This window comes from Pseudomonas sp. PARCl1 (genome assembly GCF_947311875.1).
Taxonomy (GTDB): Bacteria; Pseudomonadota; Gammaproteobacteria; order Pseudomonadales; family Pseudomonadaceae; genus Aquipseudomonas; species Aquipseudomonas juntendi.
The window spans coordinates 27042-45290 of sequence record NZ_CAMZMX010000031.1; the positions used below are offsets into that span (position 1 = coordinate 27042).

Genomic DNA, 18249 nt, shown 5'->3' on the forward strand with positions numbered 1-18249 from the left:
AACCTGAGCATGTCCCCGAAACGCTCATGCAGCTGTTCCACCGCTATCGCCAGGCCAATCAGCAGGACCTAGCCGCTTCCGTACTCGCTCGTGCTATGAATATTGCCGACTATCGACCGGAAGCACAGTTGTGGAAAGGCATTGCGGCCCTGCCGGAAGACCCTGGATTAGCTTTTTTATTTTTTTCCAATGCCGCTCAAGCGTTGCCCGAGCGTGCCGATATCAGCGCGCTGGTTGGCCGCAGCCTTCTGGCACAAGGGCAGACGGAGCTAGCTACCCGTTACCTGACCGACGCGTGGCGCAAAAAACCTAACGACAATTCGCTGCGCATGATGCTGTGGCAGGCACGCAGCATGTCTGAGGCGCCAGCAACCCTGCGACGTATGATTCTTGCTCACCTGCCCGAGATCAACTCGCCAAAGGAATTGATGCAAGTCCTCAAGCTGCTCGCAGAGCAAGATGACGCACCCGGCACAGTGGGTGTGGTGCGTTACCTGGAAGAGCAGCGCGAAGTGCAAGGTTGGGCTATTGATCTACGTGATTTGCAGACGCCAGTCTCATTGAAGATTGAAGCTGGCAGCGTGAAGGTAGATGCCGTGGCCAACCTACCCCACCCGGTGCTCAGCGCTGCCGGCCTATCTGCCACCCATGGCGGCTTGCGAATAAAAGTACCCAGTCCGACGGCCGCCGTGCATGTCCGCTTCGCCGACGATACCCAACTACTGGGTAGCCCTGTGTTTGCAATGCCTTCGTTTGTGCCACCACCCCGGCCCAGCATTCAGAATGAGCAGAAACACGTAGATGTGCTGATACCGGTGTACAACGGGTTGCACGAGACGTTGGAATGCATCGACAGTGTGCTCAAAGCCCGAAAGCTTAACCACACGCCTCATCGTTTGGTCGTGATTGAAGACGCCACTCCGGTTCCAGCGTTGGCAAAAGCGCTGAAGGTCTTGGCGGGCAAAGGCAAGATCACATTAGTGAACAATGCTGTGAACATGGGCTTCATTCGCTCGATGAACCGCGCGATGGCGCTGAGCCCGGGCAAGGATGTGGTGTGGCTGAATGCCGATACCCGGGTTCACGGCAACTGGCTCGACCGCTTGCGAAACGTAGCGCATAGCAGTGCAGACATCGCTTCGGTCACGCCATTCACTAACAATGGCGAGTTGATGAGCTTCCCACAGAGCCGAATCAGCCATGTAATGCCCACGGCACATGAGCAGGCGGAACTGGATGAGTTGGCCCAACACGTAAACGCCTCTCCGATCGAGATCGAAACAGGCTGTGGCTTCTGCCTTTACATAAAACGTGCAGCGCTTGATCAGGTCGGCTATCTGGATGAAGTTCATTTAGCACGCGGTTATGGTGAAGAAACAGATTGGTGCCTGCGCGCTCGAAGCTTCGGCTGGCGCCATATGGGCGCACCAAATGTTTTTGTTGCGCATGAAGGCGGGATTTCCTTCGGGGCGGAAAAAACGCTGCGTGTAGCCCAGAACAACGCCTTTCTGCGCCTTCGCTATCCTGAAGCTTCGGCCCGCTACAATGCATTTTGCTTGCGCGACCCGATCAAGCCTGCCCGGAATGCGCTGCAGCGTGCTCGACTTGATCAGCTTGCCGAATGCAAGGATCAAAGCAAGCGGTCGCGATTGCTACATAGCACTACCCTGCATGTACATGACGGGAGTGCACCCGATTCAACCTTCTGCCTCATTTGGCATCGCGACATCCATGGCATGCGGGTCACCCTAAGGGCGCCCCTCCAGCCCTTGGCCCTGGAGCTTGACTACGATCTGCCTGGGGGCTTTACCCAACTGATCAAAGATCTGTGCGCCCTGCAAATAACCGACATCGTGTTTGAGTATCACCGGGGGTGCCCGACTCAGCTCTGTGACCTACCCGCACTGCTGGGTATTCCGTACAAAATCAGTCGCCGCGACTGTGATGTTCTGGGTAGGGACAAGGCATATGATTGGCAGCGATTTGCCAACTTTGCAGCCAGTGTGCTTTTACCCTGGAAAGCTTGGGAGCAACCGTTTGCCGAAGCATTTCCGCAAGCCAACATCGTCATTGAGCCCCGCAGTACACAACCAGCCACAGCCAAAGGCACGCCACGCAGGCTGCTGATCGGCGATACGCTGGATAACCCGCAGATCGTTGAACAATGGGTCAACGTGGGCAAACGCATCACCCGCGAGAATTTACCTCTCACGCTGCTGGTAAAAAACGATACACCCTGGCTGAAAATCCTGTGCGCTACGGGTGCCGTGCACGTCTTACCTGATGTAAATGGGTTCAGCAAGGCGGAGACGGCACAAGCCGCCGGGTGCGATGGCGCAGTAAGCCTTGCTGCTTGCCCAACCACTGAATGGCATGCTCCAGTATTGGCCAGCCAGTTCGATCTGCCCCTGTATTCCCCACCGCACGCGCTTGCCGCCGAAGCAGGGGCAATTCCAGTCGCCCAATTACCTTTTTCACTGAGTCAAACCTGATGACACAGAACGTCCTCGACGAGTGGCCGACCGGTCAGCAGCCACTAATACCTAGCTCTTTTCAGGGCTCCATCACCGGCCTGTACGGGGATGTGCTGCAAGGTTGGGCAATGGACATCATGCAGCCTGACCAGCGGCCTGTAATCGAAGTGTTCATTGATGGGGCCAGTGTAGCGCTGGCCAGGGCAGATCAATATGAACCTACTGCTGCGCATGGCGACCAATTTCATGGTTTTACCGTACAGCTACGCCATAGCTGGCTCACAACTGCCAACCTGATAACAGCACGAGTTGCCAATACTGGCTTCCTGCTTGAGGGTGAGATTCAGCTACCCAGCCGTCCCTGCGATGAAGCCGCCGCTGTGGCTTCACAAGTTTGGCATACCGGCGGGCTGCGCGTGAGTGGGTGGTCTTGGGACCCACAAGCTCCGCATCGCCATGTGCAGGTCACTTTCCGTGAAAGCGGGAGGGTCATTGCTCAAGTCGCTTGTAGCACACACCATCAGGCCCTTGCTTATCGCGCCACAAGTGACCATGGCTTCACGCTCGATCTGCCGTGGGAGCTGGCCGATGGTAAGCTGCACGTAATAGATGTAATCAATGATCTAGGTCAGCCGCTGTCAGGAAGCCCCGTCCGCTTGCGCTGCCGCCCTGAGGGCCTGGAGGGCTTGCTGCAACAGCTCGAACTGAACAACGACACGTCCATGCTGGGCATTGTGACGGAGTTAGCGAAAGAACAATCATCGCGCTTGCCAAAAAGCGCGGGTTGGCAGTACTACCCGCAATGGTTCGAGACTTTTCAAAAACCCAATACTGTCGCGACTTTGTCAACTGATGCCAAACCCGGCGTGCTGCTGATCAGTCAAGGTGATACACAGCTAGAACAGCTGAGCCTCGCCAGCCTGGACACAGAAACAGATCGCATCCATGTACTGGAAAAGGCTGCTGCATCTGATCTTCTGCTAGCGATTGAGCAGCTGCTGGCAGCCGGTTGCGACAGCATCATTTCCCTCTGCGCAGGCGACAGGCTGGCACCACATGCCATCGTGCAACTTCACGACTTGCTGAAAGATGGTAGCGCTTGGGCCTATGCAGACTGTGATCGCGACGGCCCCCAAGGCCAACGTAGCCAGCCATGGTTCAAGCCAGCTTGGGACCTGGACTTGTTCATCGGCGCAGACATTTTTTCTGATGGAGCAATATATTCCTCGGAGATTGTTCAAGACGCATTGGCCCTACTGAAAGCAGACAAGAACCCGTCGACCATCAACCGAGACGAACTGATTGCCGGTATTGTCCTGGCTACGGAATTATGCGGAAAATCGGTTACACATTTGCCCCGCGTTCTCTATCATCGCTCAAACCTTGCCTGCTCCAGCCCAGAACAAGCATTACCTTCCGAGCAACGAAAAGATGCGGTAGCTTGGTTATGCAAACGACTCAATCCTGGTGCACAGGTTAGTGCCCTACCTGATTATCCAGCCCTCCTCAGGGCGCAATGGCCGCTTCCAGAAAAACTACCACGTGTCAGCCTGATTGTCCCCACACGGGACCAATACAAACTGCTGCACGCCTGCATCGAAGGTCTGCTGAACAATACAGACTACCCGGAGCTGGAGATTATTGTGGTCGACAATCAGTCCACTGATCCAGCAACATTGGCCTATTTCGCCGAACTCATGCAGCGTGGCGTGAAGATTCTTGCACACCCTTACCCTTTCAACTATTCGACCATCAACAACCGCGCCGCAACCCAAGCAACAGGCGAGCTGATCGGTTTGGTTAACAACGATATTGAAATCATTGAAAGCGGCTGGCTCAAGGAGATGGTTTCACAGGCTCTGCGGCCCGGCGTAGGTGCGGTGGGAGCCAAGTTGTTGTGGCCCAACCGAATGGTTCAGCATGGGGGTGTAGTGGTTGGGGTCAACGGCCTCGCCGCACATTCGGGGAACACTTTGGAACAACGCGACGCTGGCTATCTTGGGATGAACCAGCTTACCAGGCGCCAGAGCGCAGTTACTGCGGCGTGCCTGCTGCTGCGCAAGCAAATATTCGAAACGGTTAAAGGCTTGGATGAGCAAGCGTTTCCCGTCGCCTTCAACGATGTCGATTTGTGCTTGCGGATTAGTAAGTGTGGTCTTCGTAATATCTGGACCCCGTTCGCACAGCTCATCCATGCAGAATCTGCCAGCCGAGGTAAAGATGCTTCGCCAGAGAAGATGGCGCGTGCTCAGCGAGAGCAGCGTTTATTTATAGAACGCTGGTCCGTCACTTACCGGGACCCCTACTACCATCCTGCGTTGAGCCTGGACTATCTGACCGGTCCCTATGGCGGCCTGTCATTGCCTCCGGAATCAGAATATTGCGCCCCAAGGACAGCAGCACCGGCCTATAGTCATGATCTTAGCTTCCGGCCAGATCACTCATGAAGAGCCTATACGATCACCCATCATTAAAGGGATAAAAAGACATGAAGCATCTGGATTGCACATTACGAGACGGTGGTTACTACAATAACTGGAACTTCTCCGAGGCGCTGATTACACAGTACGTCACCGCCATGCAGGCTGCTGGAGTTCAAACAATTGAGCTGGGCCTTCGCTCGTTGAAAAACGCCAGTTTCAGCGGCGCCTGCGCCTACACCACGGATGCCTTCCTGAATACCTTGGATCTCCCGCCATCCATGACTATCGGGGTGATGGTTAACGGCAGCGAGCTGGTCGGAAAAAATGCTGGGCAGCAGGTCCTACAATCGCTGTTCCCTAACCCAGCAAATAAATCGCCGGTTGATCTGGTGCGTATTGCTTGCCATGTACACGAATTTGCGGAAGCGCTACCTGCAGCGAGCTGGCTCAAAGAAAGGGGCTTCAGTGTCGGCTTCAACCTGATGCAGATAGCGAACTGCAGCGAAAGCGAAATCAAAGCGCTGGCCAGGCTGGCGAACAACTATCCCCTGGATGTCCTTTATTTCGCGGACAGTATGGGGAGCATGTCGCCAGACGAGGCAGCACAGATCATCCAATGGCTGCGTAGCGAGTGGCAAGGAGCGCTGGGGATCCACACCCATGACAATCTGGGCTTGGCACTGTCCAATACATTACGCGCAATGAAGGAAGGTGTTACCTGGGTGGACTCTACAGTGACGGGCATGGGCCGAGGCCCAGGTAACGCTCGCACTGAAGAACTGGCAATCGAGATCGCTTCACGCACCGGGAAGCCTGCCAATCTGATACCTTTGATGACGCTTATTCGCGAGCACTTCAAGCCCATGCAGGTCAAGTATGGCTGGGGTACCAACCCCTATTACTACCTTGCCGGTAAATATGGCATTCACCCTACCTATATTCAGGAAATGCTGGGTGACTCCCGCTTTGGCGAGGAAGATATCCTTGCTGTGATCGAATACCTTCGCAATGAAGGCGGTAAGAAATTCAGCGTAAATACACTGGATGCCGCCCGCCACTTTTACAGTGGCTCCCCGACTGGTCAATGGGCACCCGAAGCCCTGTTTGCAGGGCAAGACGTGTTGCTCCTGGGCACAGGTCCAGGGGTCGCGGCCCACCGGCAAGCACTGGAACACTTCATCCGCGAACATAAACCGGTCGTCATGGCCCTGAATACCCAGAGCTCGATCGCAGCTGAATTGATCGATGTCAGAGTGGCGTGCCACCCTGTCCGCCTGCTGGCCGACTGCGAGGCACACATCAACCTGCCTCAACCGTTGATTACTCCCTATTCCATGCTGCCATTGGACGTACAGGGTGCGCTCGCTCATAAAAACGTGCTCGACTTTGGGCTTAATGTACAACCCGACAATTTCACGTTCGAAAATACCCATTGCACCATCCCGACCTCGCTAGTAGTAGCGTATGCCATGGCTGCTGCCAGCTCCGGTAAAGCGAAACGCATCCTGATGGCCGGTTTCGACGGCTATCCAGGGGAAGATCCCCGTAACGCTGATACCAATAAGCTTTTGAGGCAGTATCAAGATACCCCGTCCAGCATCCCACTGCTCTGCCTTACGCCTACCCGATATGATATTGAAAGCCAAAGCATTTACGGGCCACTCAAATGAAACGTGAAAAGACAACTTGTTTTCTGCCCTGCCGCAAAGGTAGCGAACGCATTCCGAACAAGAATATAAAACCCTTCGGCGGCCATAACTTCGGCTTAATCGAGATAAAGTTAAATCAACTGCTTGAAGCCGACGCAATTGACGCGATCGTACTCAGCACCAATGACGACAGTATCCTTGATTACGCCTCATCGCTGCAGAATGGCAAGATCAAGCTTCACAAGCGAAGAGAAGATTTGTCTTCCAGCCAGACTAGCACTGACCAGTTGGTTGCGCACGCTCTCGAGTTGATCGGCCAAGGTAATATCTTGTGGACTCACGTTACCTCGCCGTTCCTCACCGCCAATCATTACAATGAGATAGTGCAGGTGCACAACGATAAATTGCTCGAAGGGTATGACTCGTTGATGACCACCAATCTACTGCATGGCTTCCTCTGGCAACATGGCGAAGCTATGAATTACGACAGAAGCGTCGAAAAATGGCCGAGAACACAAACGCTTGTTCCAGTGCATGAAGTGAACAGCGGTGTATTCCTCGCTCATGCAAGCATATATAGAGAACTAGACGATCGAATAGGTCGGAGGCCCTATCTTCATCCATTAGGGAAATTGGTTAGTCATGATATCGACTGGCCTGAAGACTTTACGATTGCGGAATGCTTGATGGAAAAAGGCTTGGTTAAATTATGAAAAAAAGTTCATTCATCCCGACCGACTACGCCACACTGGTTTTTGACTGCGACGGAGTACTTCTGGACTCCAATAAGGTAAAGACCAATGCTTTCTACCAGGCTGCGCTACCATATGGCAAGGCCGCGGCTCAAGCCCTTGCTGATTATCATATATCTAATGGTGGTGTTTCCCGTTATAAAAAATTCTCATATTTTCTAGAGCACATTGTTGAAGAACGTATTGAAGGCGACACTTTAGACGATCTCCTGTTAAGTTATGCAGACCACGTTCGGAGCGGCCTACTCAGCTGCGATGTAGCACCCGGACTAAACGAACTTCGTAACATGACTTCAAAATCTCGCTGGATGATTGTATCTGGAGGCGACCAGGCCGAGCTTCGGGAGATTTTTGCGCAGCGACAGCTGGCTGATCTGTTCGACGGGGGTATATTTGGCAGTCCCGATATCAAAGAGGACATTCTTTCAAGGGAACAAAAGAGCGCTAACATAGTACAACCTGCGCTGTTCATAGGGGACAGCAAGTACGACTATAAAGCCGCTAGCGAAGCGAAGCTTGATTTCGTTTTTATGAGCGACTGGTCTGAAGTTGAAAACTGGCAGCAATGGTGCGACAAAAATGACATACAATCTCTAAATTCGATTTCATCACTTATAGAACTGAGTGACGGCCAACCCCCGCAGCACAATTAAAATTGCGATACGAAAAACTTTCCCCTCCAATAAAACCAAGTTACACACAAGCAGGCCAAGCAGAGGCACCCAATCGAAATCATAAGCAACTCGCATTCAACATAACATTTCAAAAGCCCCCTAAATAATTGGAAGATAGATGACTTTATGGCCCTCGCATGCGGGACACTGGCAAAGACACACCGCAACTGGCAATGCTCAGCGAGCCCGAAAATCAGTGGGTAACAGCCGCTGGTGAGGCTGATGAAGAAGTCATTGCGCCGACTAAATGCCGTGGCAAGCGCAAACCGTCGTCGACTGACCTGCCAGGTGTCGAAGTCGCTCATGACTTGCCCGAGCACGAGCAAACCTGCGAATGCGATTGCTGCAAGCATCTGATTGGCGTGGAAACCAGCGAGCAGCTCGAATAGTACCGATGTAGTCCAAACACGTGCGCAAAGTCTACAGTTGCCCTGGCTGCGAAAGCGTGCCGGTCACGGCCAACAAGCCAAACCAATTGATTGAAAGGCAAATGGCCAGCGCAAGCGTGCTGGCCATGCTGCTGATCATCAAGTATCTCGACGGCCTCCCGCCACACCGTTTTGAAAGTGTGCGGTCCTGGCATGGCATCGAACTCTCTAGACAAACCCTAGTCCGCTGGATGATCCAGTGCAGCGGACACTCACAGCCGTTGCTGAACCTGATGCGTGAGCGGTTGTTGAAAAGTCCGTGATTGCAGAAATCAGCTCAAACCATTCTTTTGTTAGCAGCTAGATATCGCGCGATTATTTTACCAACCTTACCGGCTCCAAACTCGTTGAGGTGGAAATAATCGTAGAAGCAACGACAATCCCCATCCATGATCGCATCTAAGTCGATCAAATCGACTCCATTAGCAACACAAAATTCCCTAGTGTTTTCATTAACGCCCCGAATCCTAACATCTCTGCATCCGTGCTTGGCGAAGTACCTTTGCAGATAAGGATCTGCCCCCCTAAGTGGCAGTGTCGCTATAGCCAGATCAATCCCGAAAAGCTTACAGGTATCAGCAAATAGGCGAAGAAATTTTGATCGTGCCGAAAAATCAATTTCATCCAATCGCTTAGGTGCTGGATGCCCGGTCCTTTCTTCTTCGATAGGGTTGAAATAATCCCCTTTTGACCACAAGCCAGTAGAAAACTGGAGCGCGTCGGAGTCGATTATACCATTCATCAGGACGATCTTATCTGGTCGCATCGGAATAATCTTCGACTGCAAAGCCATCAAGAGCTGAAGGATAGTCGCCCCGGATCGACCGCCGTTCTCAACTCTCGTTGATATACCAAGCTCTCTCAGCTCTCTTTCAACAGCATCAGACAATCTGCTCCCCTCGCTAACAAAAGAACATTCCACAACACTATCACCCATTATTATCACGCGCTTGTCAAAAACGCCCGGACGCTCAGGGTCTATTAGAAACCCATCTTGGGAAACCGTTATTGAAACAGGATGTGGCGAAATACTTCCATCTGATTCCTCAATAAGGTTGGCAGGCGGAGTCATCTGTCGCTTAAGGCCTGGCTCCCATTCTTTCAGACGAATACCGCGCCTCATTCTTGCTACTCCTAGCTGTTTTTTAATCTTGAGATTTACGGGCTAATGGCCCAAAGCTCGACATGATATCCCAAATGACTGGGCCTTGGGCCCTTTTAGACTCCCGTAGCTTCCATCAGCATTTTTTCCACCGCGATTAGGTTGACGGCCGACAGCGCATTTTCGAGGGCAACGAAAGCGTTGGAAGACCTGGCCTGAGATACGACAGATTTCGAAGCGCTGTCAGTCCGGATAGCGCGCATGTTCAATTCTGTGTCAGAGCAAGGGGGTTTGACCGTTTAGTTAGCGATCGACCACATTTCAGCTCCGTATTAACGGATACTAATCTTCCCTGCGGTCCGAGGGTGTAAACAGCCGTTCTGTTTTGCCGTGGATAATCATCGTGCCGTTCGGGACCTAAAATCCACAGGCTTGGGATGGGGGTGAACCTTTTCCACCTCGCTGTAGGGCGCATCATGCTGGGCCGTCTCCAGAAAGAAATCGGGTCCCAGCATCGCGAATCAGGTGAAAGACTGGAATGTGGGGATGATGGATCCCTCACAGTGCTCTGGACGTAGCCATTCCTACACAGTCAACCGGTATGCTACGCAAGACAGTCTAGAGGTTAAGGTGCGTGCCCTGCTAGCCAAATGGAGGCAGCGCATTGGGTACGATACCAAGCTAGTTTTTGCGACTAGCGCTTGCCGGCGAGCCCCCACATCCATATCTTCTCTATTTTGGGCGAACCATTGCCAAGATTTCAGATCATATTCCAAGCCTATTGGATGTAACTTAGCCGCCGCCCCGTTCGGAGCTATGCTTGATCATGCGTAGATAGGCCTTAGATCGAATCAGACCAGAAAGGAGACTGCAGTTGGATGGCCTACCAGTGATCGAAGCGCCAAAGCTCGGAGAAGCCACGTCAGCTATCGCCGTTGGGGGTGGTAGGATTGCTCAGCTGGATACTGGGTCTAGCCGTTGGATTATAGATGCTAAGCCAGGAAATATAAGAAGCCCAGTATTTTCATCAGATGCTAGCGAAAAAAAACAAAGTAATTTGGAAGATACTGTCACGCGTAAAGATAAGGTAATGCCAATAGCAATGAAGGATACCCGCCCATATGCGGTAGCTGCAGCCAAGCAAAATATAGATCAGACTGCGAAGTCAAGCGAGAGCTTTGAGCAGCGCCCTAAAGTTGTATACGTTGATTCGCCTGCGCGTATTGAGCGCAATATCAACGATGCAGATTATATTTTGTCTGGGCGAAGATATCAAGCAACACCGACTATATCCCGCTCAGGCCCAAACAGGTATTGGGCTGCATGGCGAGCAGATAATAAAACTGCCGGCGAGGGACCTGGTAACTTTGCAGTGCTTGCATACTCGGATGATAAAAACAAGAGTTTCAAGGAGTATGGATACCTCACATATTCCCCTGAGCATCCCGGAAATCAAATAGTCGACCCAATGCTTTGGACTGATCCAGATGGTCGTTTATGGTTGTTCTACGGAGTCCTTGGTAATAACCAGCATTATGATGGTGTTGGTGGGTCATGGGCAATTGTGAACGATAGTCCAAACGCTGAGGATCCTGTCTGGAGTGAGCCGTTTCGACTTTCATATCATGGAGTTCCTAGGGTTCCCATCAAAGTGGGTGACAGGTGGTATATGGCTATCGACGGGTGGCGATTCTCTGCTGAGGAGCCGCCTATGTATATGGATCATGTAGGCCCACACATCTACGAGCTTGATTGGAAGAAGAAGAGAGTCAAGCACGTTTCGCGCTTGCCTCCCAATAACAATGGGCAGTATAGTGGTTTCTTTGAGACGGAGTTTGTCGAGCGGAAGGATGGCGCTGTGGCAGCTCTTCTACGGTGGCAGGGCAAAAATTCCCAGGTGCTGTTCTCTGTCAGCAAAGATGGGATGCGGAGTTGGACGCCATGGCAAGATTATAAAGTCATTGCACCTAGCTCATCGTCCAGAGTGTGGCTAGGACGCACCCCATCTGGTCGACTGCTACTCTGCTGGAATAACGATACCGTCCGGCGAACCTTGACGGTGGGCTTATCGGAAGACGAAGGTCGTTCCTGGAAGTTTAAAAAAATTATAGAGCCTGACGCTGCGATACAGGTCTCATACCCTGTTGTTGCTTTTGGAGACGATAGTGAGATCTTCGTCATTTATGATAGCGGAAGGGACAGTAATAGGCAGATTCGCGTTTCTAAAGTAATCGAGCAGGAAATCATTTCAGGTTCGAGTAAGCCGCTGGTGAACGTCATTAGTGATCCAGCTAGACAATGAGAGGTCTAGGGGAACACCGATCAAGTCAGCACAGGCAGCCTGACCTGTGCTGAAATAGCGCTCCGTTCATCCACGCCAACAAGTTTTGCCCATGAGTCAGATGAGCTTCTCCGATTTTGAATATGCCGGTAAGCGCAAGCAGATCCGTCGTGAGCGTTTCCTGGCCGAGATGGAACAGGTCGTACCGTGGAGCGGACTGGTCGCGTTGATCGAGCCGCATTACCCCTTCATTGGCGCCTTTTTCAACGGTCGCTCACCACCACGCATTTTGGACGCAGCAGCACAGGGTGGTTTGAAGCCGGTTCCTGCAAGCAGACTTCGGGAGACCTACTCCCATCTTTGATAGAGCATCGCGGGGTGACGCCAGCGTTGGTGACACACCCTAGTAAAGGATTTTCACGCGATTGCGAGGCTTGTTGAGGAAGACGAAAAGCACTGGGTCAAACACCGCCATCTTGATATCGAGTTTGACCAGCGCAGCCAGGCCATCAATCGATTTTCGAAAGTCGACAGGCTTGGGTAGAGGTACACTTTTTCGACTTTGCCGTCGGGTCGCATCATGGTCGGCGAGCTCCAGAAAGAAATCGGGAGAACAGCATCGGGGATCAGGTAAGCGCTTTGAATGTGGTGTTCATGGAGCGCTTAAAATTTGTCGAGGCGCAGAAGGTGCAGCCGAAAGGCAAAACCGGACGGGCCGATGTTGCGCCGACGATGATCAACGAACTGTATAGAATCGAGCGCGAACTGAAAGACGCTAGTGATGAGCAGCGTTGTGTAGCGCCTGCCAGTCCAGACCCAGTTGAAAAGTTGGTTGGACAGGGCCCAATCCCAAGTGACGCCGCAAAGCGCGTTGGACAAGGCCGTGATTTATCTAGCGAGTAAGGGGAGCCGGTTGGTGAGTCACGTCGAGGCTGGTTATCTGCCAATCGACCACAATCTGGCTGAGCGCTCGATCAAGCCGTTTGTCATCGGTCGTAGGGCCTGGGTGTTCAGCGGCACGCCCGAGAGCGCTAAGGTCAGTGCCCAGATCTACAGCTTGGCCGAGACTGAGGATCAACGGCCAAGAGCCTTATACGGGGCTGCGCCACGTGCTGGAGCGACTCCCCCACGCGCAATCTGTGGCGGACTATGAAGCGGTACTGCCGTAGAACTGCTCGCCGGAGATTCCACGGTAACTGCGACTTCCTCTACTCGGTAGGTGGGGTCCATGGATGGGTTACTGTTCGACGACGAGGAATTGAGCATACATATTGAAACCTAATAGGTCTTAGCCAATTAATATAATTCCTCTTTCCACAATTAGAAAAAAGGCTTAAACCCCTCCAACCCACAAATAAAATAAGCTAGCTGCGCCAAACGAGCTTCTCCCATATATAAAATTTGCCGGAGATTCAAATTCCATTTACTCAGAACTTAGGCAAAATGAAACTCATTCGCACTAGGAATAAGTTTCATTAGCAACCTAGCTATATATCTTAAAACTCGTTCTCGGAGGAAAGTTCAGGCAGAGTTTTAGACTGCATTAAAAAACTTCTCGGATGCGTTAAAGAAATTACTGTTGAATCTCGGCAGTGAGTTTTGAAATCTTGTGAAAACTGGCGCGAAACTAATCTTTCCGCTATATTTTATGTCAGCGTATCGAGACTCGGAAGGTATTTTCCCCAAACTTCTAGTCGCACACTTCATCGCTAGCTCGCCAAGATTTAAAAGCGCATGGCAGTCCGATATCTGTCCTAAAACCCAATCATTACGAGAATGGAAAATATCATTTATAGCTTTTCTCGAAAAGTCAAAAGCCGCGAGATACTTCCAGCCAGCTTCTTTAACTTTACCTGAATGCGCTAGGATAGTGGCCTTCAAAATCAGACATTGGCAGTAATTCCAATAACTTAGTTGATTCAGATTAGGATCATATTTCCCAAGTGCTGAATCAATCACATCTTCAGCATTGCCTACCTGATCATTAAGAAGAAGTACAAGAGCGAAAGCTGTAGCCGAGGAAATACCCCAACGAGCGAAGTTAGGAGTACAATATCCTACAAACGCATCAAACTTACTTTTGGCATCTAACAGAACCTCCAGCACCCATCCTCGATAATCTGGCGACTCCAGATACTTATAGGATATCAGAGTAATCAATGCACCAAAGAAATGGTTGCCTATTGGCATTATTGATAGAGCATTATAGGCAACGAAAAATAACTCATTATTATCCATGCCTCGAGTCGCAGCATTGATAATGGCACCTGTGACGTAAAATTCGTCTGCTAGTTTATTTTCGTTTAACCTATACTTTTCAAAAGCATCAGCCAGCTCAACTTTATATTCATCAGAAGTCAGCAGTAAACTCTCATAAACTGAGAAGTCTCTGATATTGATCTCGATCGCGGCTTGCTGTGTATCACCGGCAGCTACCCATTTGAATGGCACCTCGCGGTCCTGTTGGCTAAGAATCGCATTCTCGGCAGTCTCGGCGCGCGCGAACTCTATCACAACCGAAGATAAACCAATATTCGTCACTTCCATTATCTATGCTTCCTACCAACAGTATGAACTTTGCCTAAGGCCATGTAGATTTGTTTCAAATCCATAGCTTGGCTAGCAGATGTTCTCCTCACTTCACTGCGGGATGCAGCCTTATGCTGGGCCACGGAACCATTAATATGGTTCAACGTAACTGCCAATGCCTCCAAGCTAGGATCAATAACATAACCATTTTTATGTGGGATAATGTCCTCTCCTATTCCTCCCATGTTGCTAGCGACGACCCAGCATCCATTAGCGACGGCTTCCCGCGTGACAAGACCGAAACTTTCTGGCCACATCGACGGAGCAAACAATACATCGATTTTCCCATATAAGCCTACCACACCTTTCTGATCGATTCGACCGACAAATCTAACCGGCACCTTACCCCAAACAGATTGATGTTCGTATCCTTCTTCTTTGGAGTGATCGACAATCAGAAGCTCAATATTTTCTGGCTGACATTGGAGCACCGCTTCCTTGAGCAAATAGTAGCCCTTGTGCTCCGACATTCCGCCAATGTGACCGCAAACCACTCGTTTAGTATGAGAGGTATCCTTTACTGCCCACAAAACATTGCTAGAGACCCCATTGGCTACAACTTCAATTTGAGGAATATCGTTTTTACGATAAATATCTGCGAAGGCTTTGGAAACCGTCAACACCCTTGATGCACCATGTAATAGCTCTTTCAAGTCTCGTCGGCGCTCAATGGAATCTGCCAACTTTATATTGGTTGGTAAGTCAATGAGCTGGTAAGGATCCGGATGTCCATGAGGATAAACTTTAGAATTATGATCGACCAAGAATTGGAAATCCGATATCCACCAGGCATCGTGAATCGTGACGACATACGGAATTCCTGCATCCCGTGCAGCCTCAACGATCGACGCAGTCAGTCGCTGGACGCAGTGAAAGTGAATCAGATCGGGCTTCTCAAGCTCAAGAAATTCCTGGAAAAGGCGGTACATCTCCGGATCTTTTGGATGCCAATCCATGTGTTCACGCCAGAGAGTCGTTGACCGGTAGACTCGGCAGCCCTCGTAGGAATAGACCGTCATCTCGTGGGGCGGCCTGCACTCTACATCAGCTGTAAAGACACAGACATCAAAGTCATCTGCATAAGACTTTCTGAATTCTGAGAAGTTATCTGCCACCACGCGGGTCGCACCACCGATGGCCTGTGGAGGGAAAAACACATTGACCAACGCAATTTTCTTCTTCGGCTTGGCTTGTTGAGTGGCGCTTGCAACACCATCGAGCGTAGCTGCCAAGGTACTACCTAGCGCGTGCAGGCTGTAATCGCTTTCGGCCCGCTTCTGGGCAGCTTGGCCTACCTTCTTCCGAAGCGTTTGACTCCCTGCCAGTTTTTTCAGCGCGGAATACCATTCCTCGACCGTGGTAGCTAGGAAGCCGTCCTCTCCATCTCTGACAACATCCCGATAATTGGCGGTGCTGCTCAAGACAGACGGAATGCCAAAACAGCCTGCTTCAAACCATTTGAGCTCACTTTTACACGCATTGACTTTGTCATCGTGTAGTACAGCGATATTGATATCTGCTTGCTCGAGCAGCGACCAGTAGCCTTGGACGCTATCCATCGCGGGCAACTGAGTAAACTGCTTGGCATATTGAGCAGTGAATGCAGTCGGTAGGCGCAGATAGCCGACGACAACCAATCGAGCTTGGGGTATCTCACTGAGAACGCGCTGAATCGCAGGCAGCGCTTGCTCGATAAAATCGGTGTTGTGTGCCTGCGTACCGCTGCCATAGAAAATGTCGATGGTCTTTTTGTGCGATTTATCGCTGGAGCGAATTCGATTCAGGCTATCCAGGCCGTTGCGATGCAGCCAACATTTATTTTCTCGGACCAGCTTGGCCAGCTCCAAACGGAGCGGTTCCGTTGATGCAATACCTTGGCGACAAAGTCGCGCGGCAGCATTGAACAAGGCCATACCGCGCGTTAATTCACGGTGGGTGGCCAGTGAAACATAGCCGCCGTAGCTTTCGATAGACGGTGGGTACTCGGGTACGAAAAGCAGGTCGTCGATTTCATACAGGCTGAGTTTGCCAGTTGCGTTGACTTGAGCGATCGCCCTGATCACCTGCATTACTGCTGGTACTCGATAGAAGATCACCACGTCGTGCAAAGCCAATGCGTTCTTATGTTTATCGAGCTCAGTCCAGTTGATTGCGGTCACATGCTTGCCAACTGCTTCTAACTGCTCGATTTTTTGCTCAATGCGATAACGAACGCACTGCGCCACGTGGAAATCACCCACGATCAAGATACGGTCAGTATTCAGATCGACCAAAGGCGGCAGCGCTGGCAAATCCTCCGATGGGCCTTGCGACGGGCCGCCGAAGACCGGAAGAAAAGCGCGATACACCTTAGTAGCGTAACTGTAAGCGTCGCTGATCAAGCGTTCACGGTCCAGCGTATCCACTCGAGTCATTAACTTCGCATGCACGTCGCGCCACTTTTGCTCTGCGAGCCGTTCGAGTTCGTCTTGCTGGGGACGGTGGTTCGGATTGACTGCAATCCCATCAGCAAGTACCTGAATCGCTTCATCCAGTCGATGCAGCTTGGCCAGGCAGTGCGCTCTGTTGAAGGCTGTCCAGACCGGCGGGTTGGGTAGCTGCGCGGCAGCATCGAAATACTGCAAAGCAATGTTGAAATGGCCGTCGTCCATGTAGCTACCGCCTAGCCGACCACATGCATCTGCACAAGGCCCCAAGCTCAGGGCTGCTTCAAGCAGAATTCGGCCCTGTTGAGCCTTGTGAGACGAAAGATAATGGGCACCCAGCTTGGAAAATACAGCCTGGCTTTTCTGCGGCGTATCGGCGAGATCAACGGGTATAACATCTTGCCCTAGAAAGATTCCCATAATACGTTGTGGCTCAAGCTCGAGACCGCGCTTGGCGCTCCGTTCAATGACGGCAGAAAGACTAAATCCACTCGGTATCAGTTGTTCAGGAACGCCGTGCTTTTTCGCCCATTCTGTGACTGACGGAATTCGCCCTTCCGCCCGGCCGTAGCGATGGAAGTGCATTTCGGCAATAGCTTGAGTGTCAACGCCGCCAGCCCGGAGGTCGGGGTAAAAAGTCAGATAGAAGTCCAGTTCAACTGTCGGAACATCAGACTCTGTCACAGCTGCACTTTCAGCGGCATGGAGCACTGCTTCTGCAACAAGCTTCGCATCACCACTCTCGTGGGAAGCCGATGCATAACGACCCTCTTGATAACCGAACGTGTGCCAATGCTGCTCCAATGCCTCATCGGTCATTGAAGAAAGATCTGGGTATCGCTCCCGATAATAAGCTAGATCCAACACAAAGCGCGCCGAACCGCCTTTTTTTTGAAGGGCGGTCACTGCGCTTTTTTTAACTTGCGAACCCGCCTGCTCATCAACGCTCGGCAAGCCTTCCTTAACAGACATTTCCACTTTCCTATGAATATACAAGAGCGCCAGACAGCTGAAACATAGAGAACGACGTCAACCTGCAAAAAATCAAGCCTCTTGTTTTTCTCGTTGGGGTGCTCTAATGCAGGAATTGCCATCGCCTTCCATCCCATTTCAGGAACGCTGACAATTTAAAATATCAAATCGTAATTCGCAAAATCGGCCGGTGGACGGAGCCAAGTCCTGCCCTAGTATGCCCGCCGGACTACAATCCCCGAACAGCGGTAACATAGGATTTCCATGACTTGTCAGCACTTATTTCCATCTCCTTAAATTGCGTTGTTCATACACATTTTGTTGCACAAAACGGGGCGCCCCCAGCCAGGCCCTGCCGACCGAGAGATCTGGTCCGCTGCCCGAAGGTACTCGACCTTACCAAGCGGGCGCCGCGCGGCAGGCTCAGTACCAGTACCCAGCAGTGTATTTTTCGACATCAGGGTGGTCTAATTCATCGC

The 18249-nt window shown here is 51.5% G+C and carries 10 protein-coding genes and 3 pseudogenes; 9 read left to right on the forward strand and 4 right to left on the reverse strand.

Annotated features, from left to right (window positions below):
• Nucleotides 1-26: 26 nt before the first annotated feature.
• The 6 genes and pseudogenes from QME24_RS16545 to QME24_RS16570 all read left to right on the forward strand — a co-directional run.
• Nucleotides 27-2492, forward strand: coding sequence for a glycosyltransferase family 2 protein (locus tag QME24_RS16545; RefSeq protein WP_281690891.1), 2466 nt, complete (start codon nt 27-29; stop codon nt 2490-2492).
• The gene (locus QME24_RS16550; RefSeq protein WP_281690892.1) at nt 2492-4921 is read left to right on the forward strand and encodes a glycosyltransferase family 2 protein; all 2430 of its coding nucleotides are present in this window, start codon (nt 2492-2494) and stop codon (nt 4919-4921) included. The genes QME24_RS16545 and QME24_RS16550 overlap by 1 nt, the downstream gene beginning before the upstream one ends.
• A 41-nt stretch (nt 4922-4962) precedes the next feature.
• Nucleotides 4963-6567: an aldolase catalytic domain-containing protein gene (locus tag QME24_RS16555; protein ID WP_281690893.1), complete on the forward strand. Its 1605-nt coding sequence runs from the start codon at nt 4963-4965 to the stop codon at nt 6565-6567.
• Nucleotides 6564-7259, forward strand: coding sequence for an acylneuraminate cytidylyltransferase family protein (locus QME24_RS16560; RefSeq protein WP_281690894.1), 696 nt, complete (start codon nt 6564-6566; stop codon nt 7257-7259). Before QME24_RS16555 ends, QME24_RS16560 begins: the two co-directional genes overlap by 4 nt.
• Nucleotides 7256-7951 carry an HAD family hydrolase gene (locus tag QME24_RS16565; RefSeq protein WP_281690895.1) on the forward strand — a complete coding sequence of 232 codons (696 nt, stop codon included), beginning with the start codon at nt 7256-7258 and terminating at the stop codon, nt 7949-7951. Before QME24_RS16560 ends, QME24_RS16565 begins: the two co-directional genes overlap by 4 nt.
• Nucleotides 7952-8061: 110 nt before the next feature.
• Nucleotides 8062-8660, forward strand: a pseudogene (locus QME24_RS16570) (transposase); the annotation flags it as partial.
• Nucleotides 8661-8677: 17 nt separating this feature from the next.
• On the opposite strand, the gene QME24_RS16575 reads toward QME24_RS16570, so the two are convergent.
• Nucleotides 8678-9523: an SGNH/GDSL hydrolase family protein gene (locus tag QME24_RS16575; RefSeq protein WP_281690896.1), complete on the reverse strand. Its 846-nt coding sequence runs from the start codon at nt 9521-9523 to the stop codon at nt 8678-8680.
• 853 nt (nt 9524-10376) lie between these two features.
• Here QME24_RS16575 and QME24_RS16580 point away from each other — a divergent pair.
• Entirely contained in the window at nt 10377-11804 is a 1428-nt protein-coding gene (locus QME24_RS16580) for a sialidase family protein (protein WP_281690897.1), read from the forward strand.
• Between the two features lie 91 nt (nt 11805-11895).
• A pseudogene (locus tag QME24_RS16585) lies at nt 11896-12030 on the forward strand (IS5/IS1182 family transposase); the annotation flags it as partial.
• Nucleotides 12031-12186: 156 nt separating this feature from the next.
• On the opposite strand, the gene tnpB reads toward QME24_RS16585, so the two are convergent.
• Entirely contained in the window at nt 12187-12381 is a 195-nt protein-coding gene (tnpB, locus tag QME24_RS24765; RefSeq protein ID WP_348650969.1) for an IS66 family insertion sequence element accessory protein TnpB, read from the reverse strand.
• Nucleotides 12382-12443: 62 nt separating this feature from the next.
• Here tnpB and QME24_RS16595 point away from each other — a divergent pair.
• Nucleotides 12444-12952, forward strand: a pseudogene (locus QME24_RS16595) (transposase); the annotation flags it as partial.
• A 364-nt stretch (nt 12953-13316) separates the two neighbouring features.
• Here the strand turns inward: QME24_RS16595 and QME24_RS16600 are convergent.
• Nucleotides 13317-14330, reverse strand: a complete 1014-nt coding sequence (locus QME24_RS16600; protein WP_281690898.1) for a hypothetical protein — start codon at nt 14328-14330, stop codon at nt 13317-13319.
• Nucleotides 14330-17770, reverse strand: a complete 3441-nt coding sequence (locus QME24_RS16605) for a glycosyltransferase (RefSeq protein ID WP_281690899.1) — start codon at nt 17768-17770, stop codon at nt 14330-14332. The genes QME24_RS16600 and QME24_RS16605 overlap by 1 nt, the downstream gene beginning before the upstream one ends.
• Nucleotides 17771-18249: the final 479 nt, after the last annotated feature.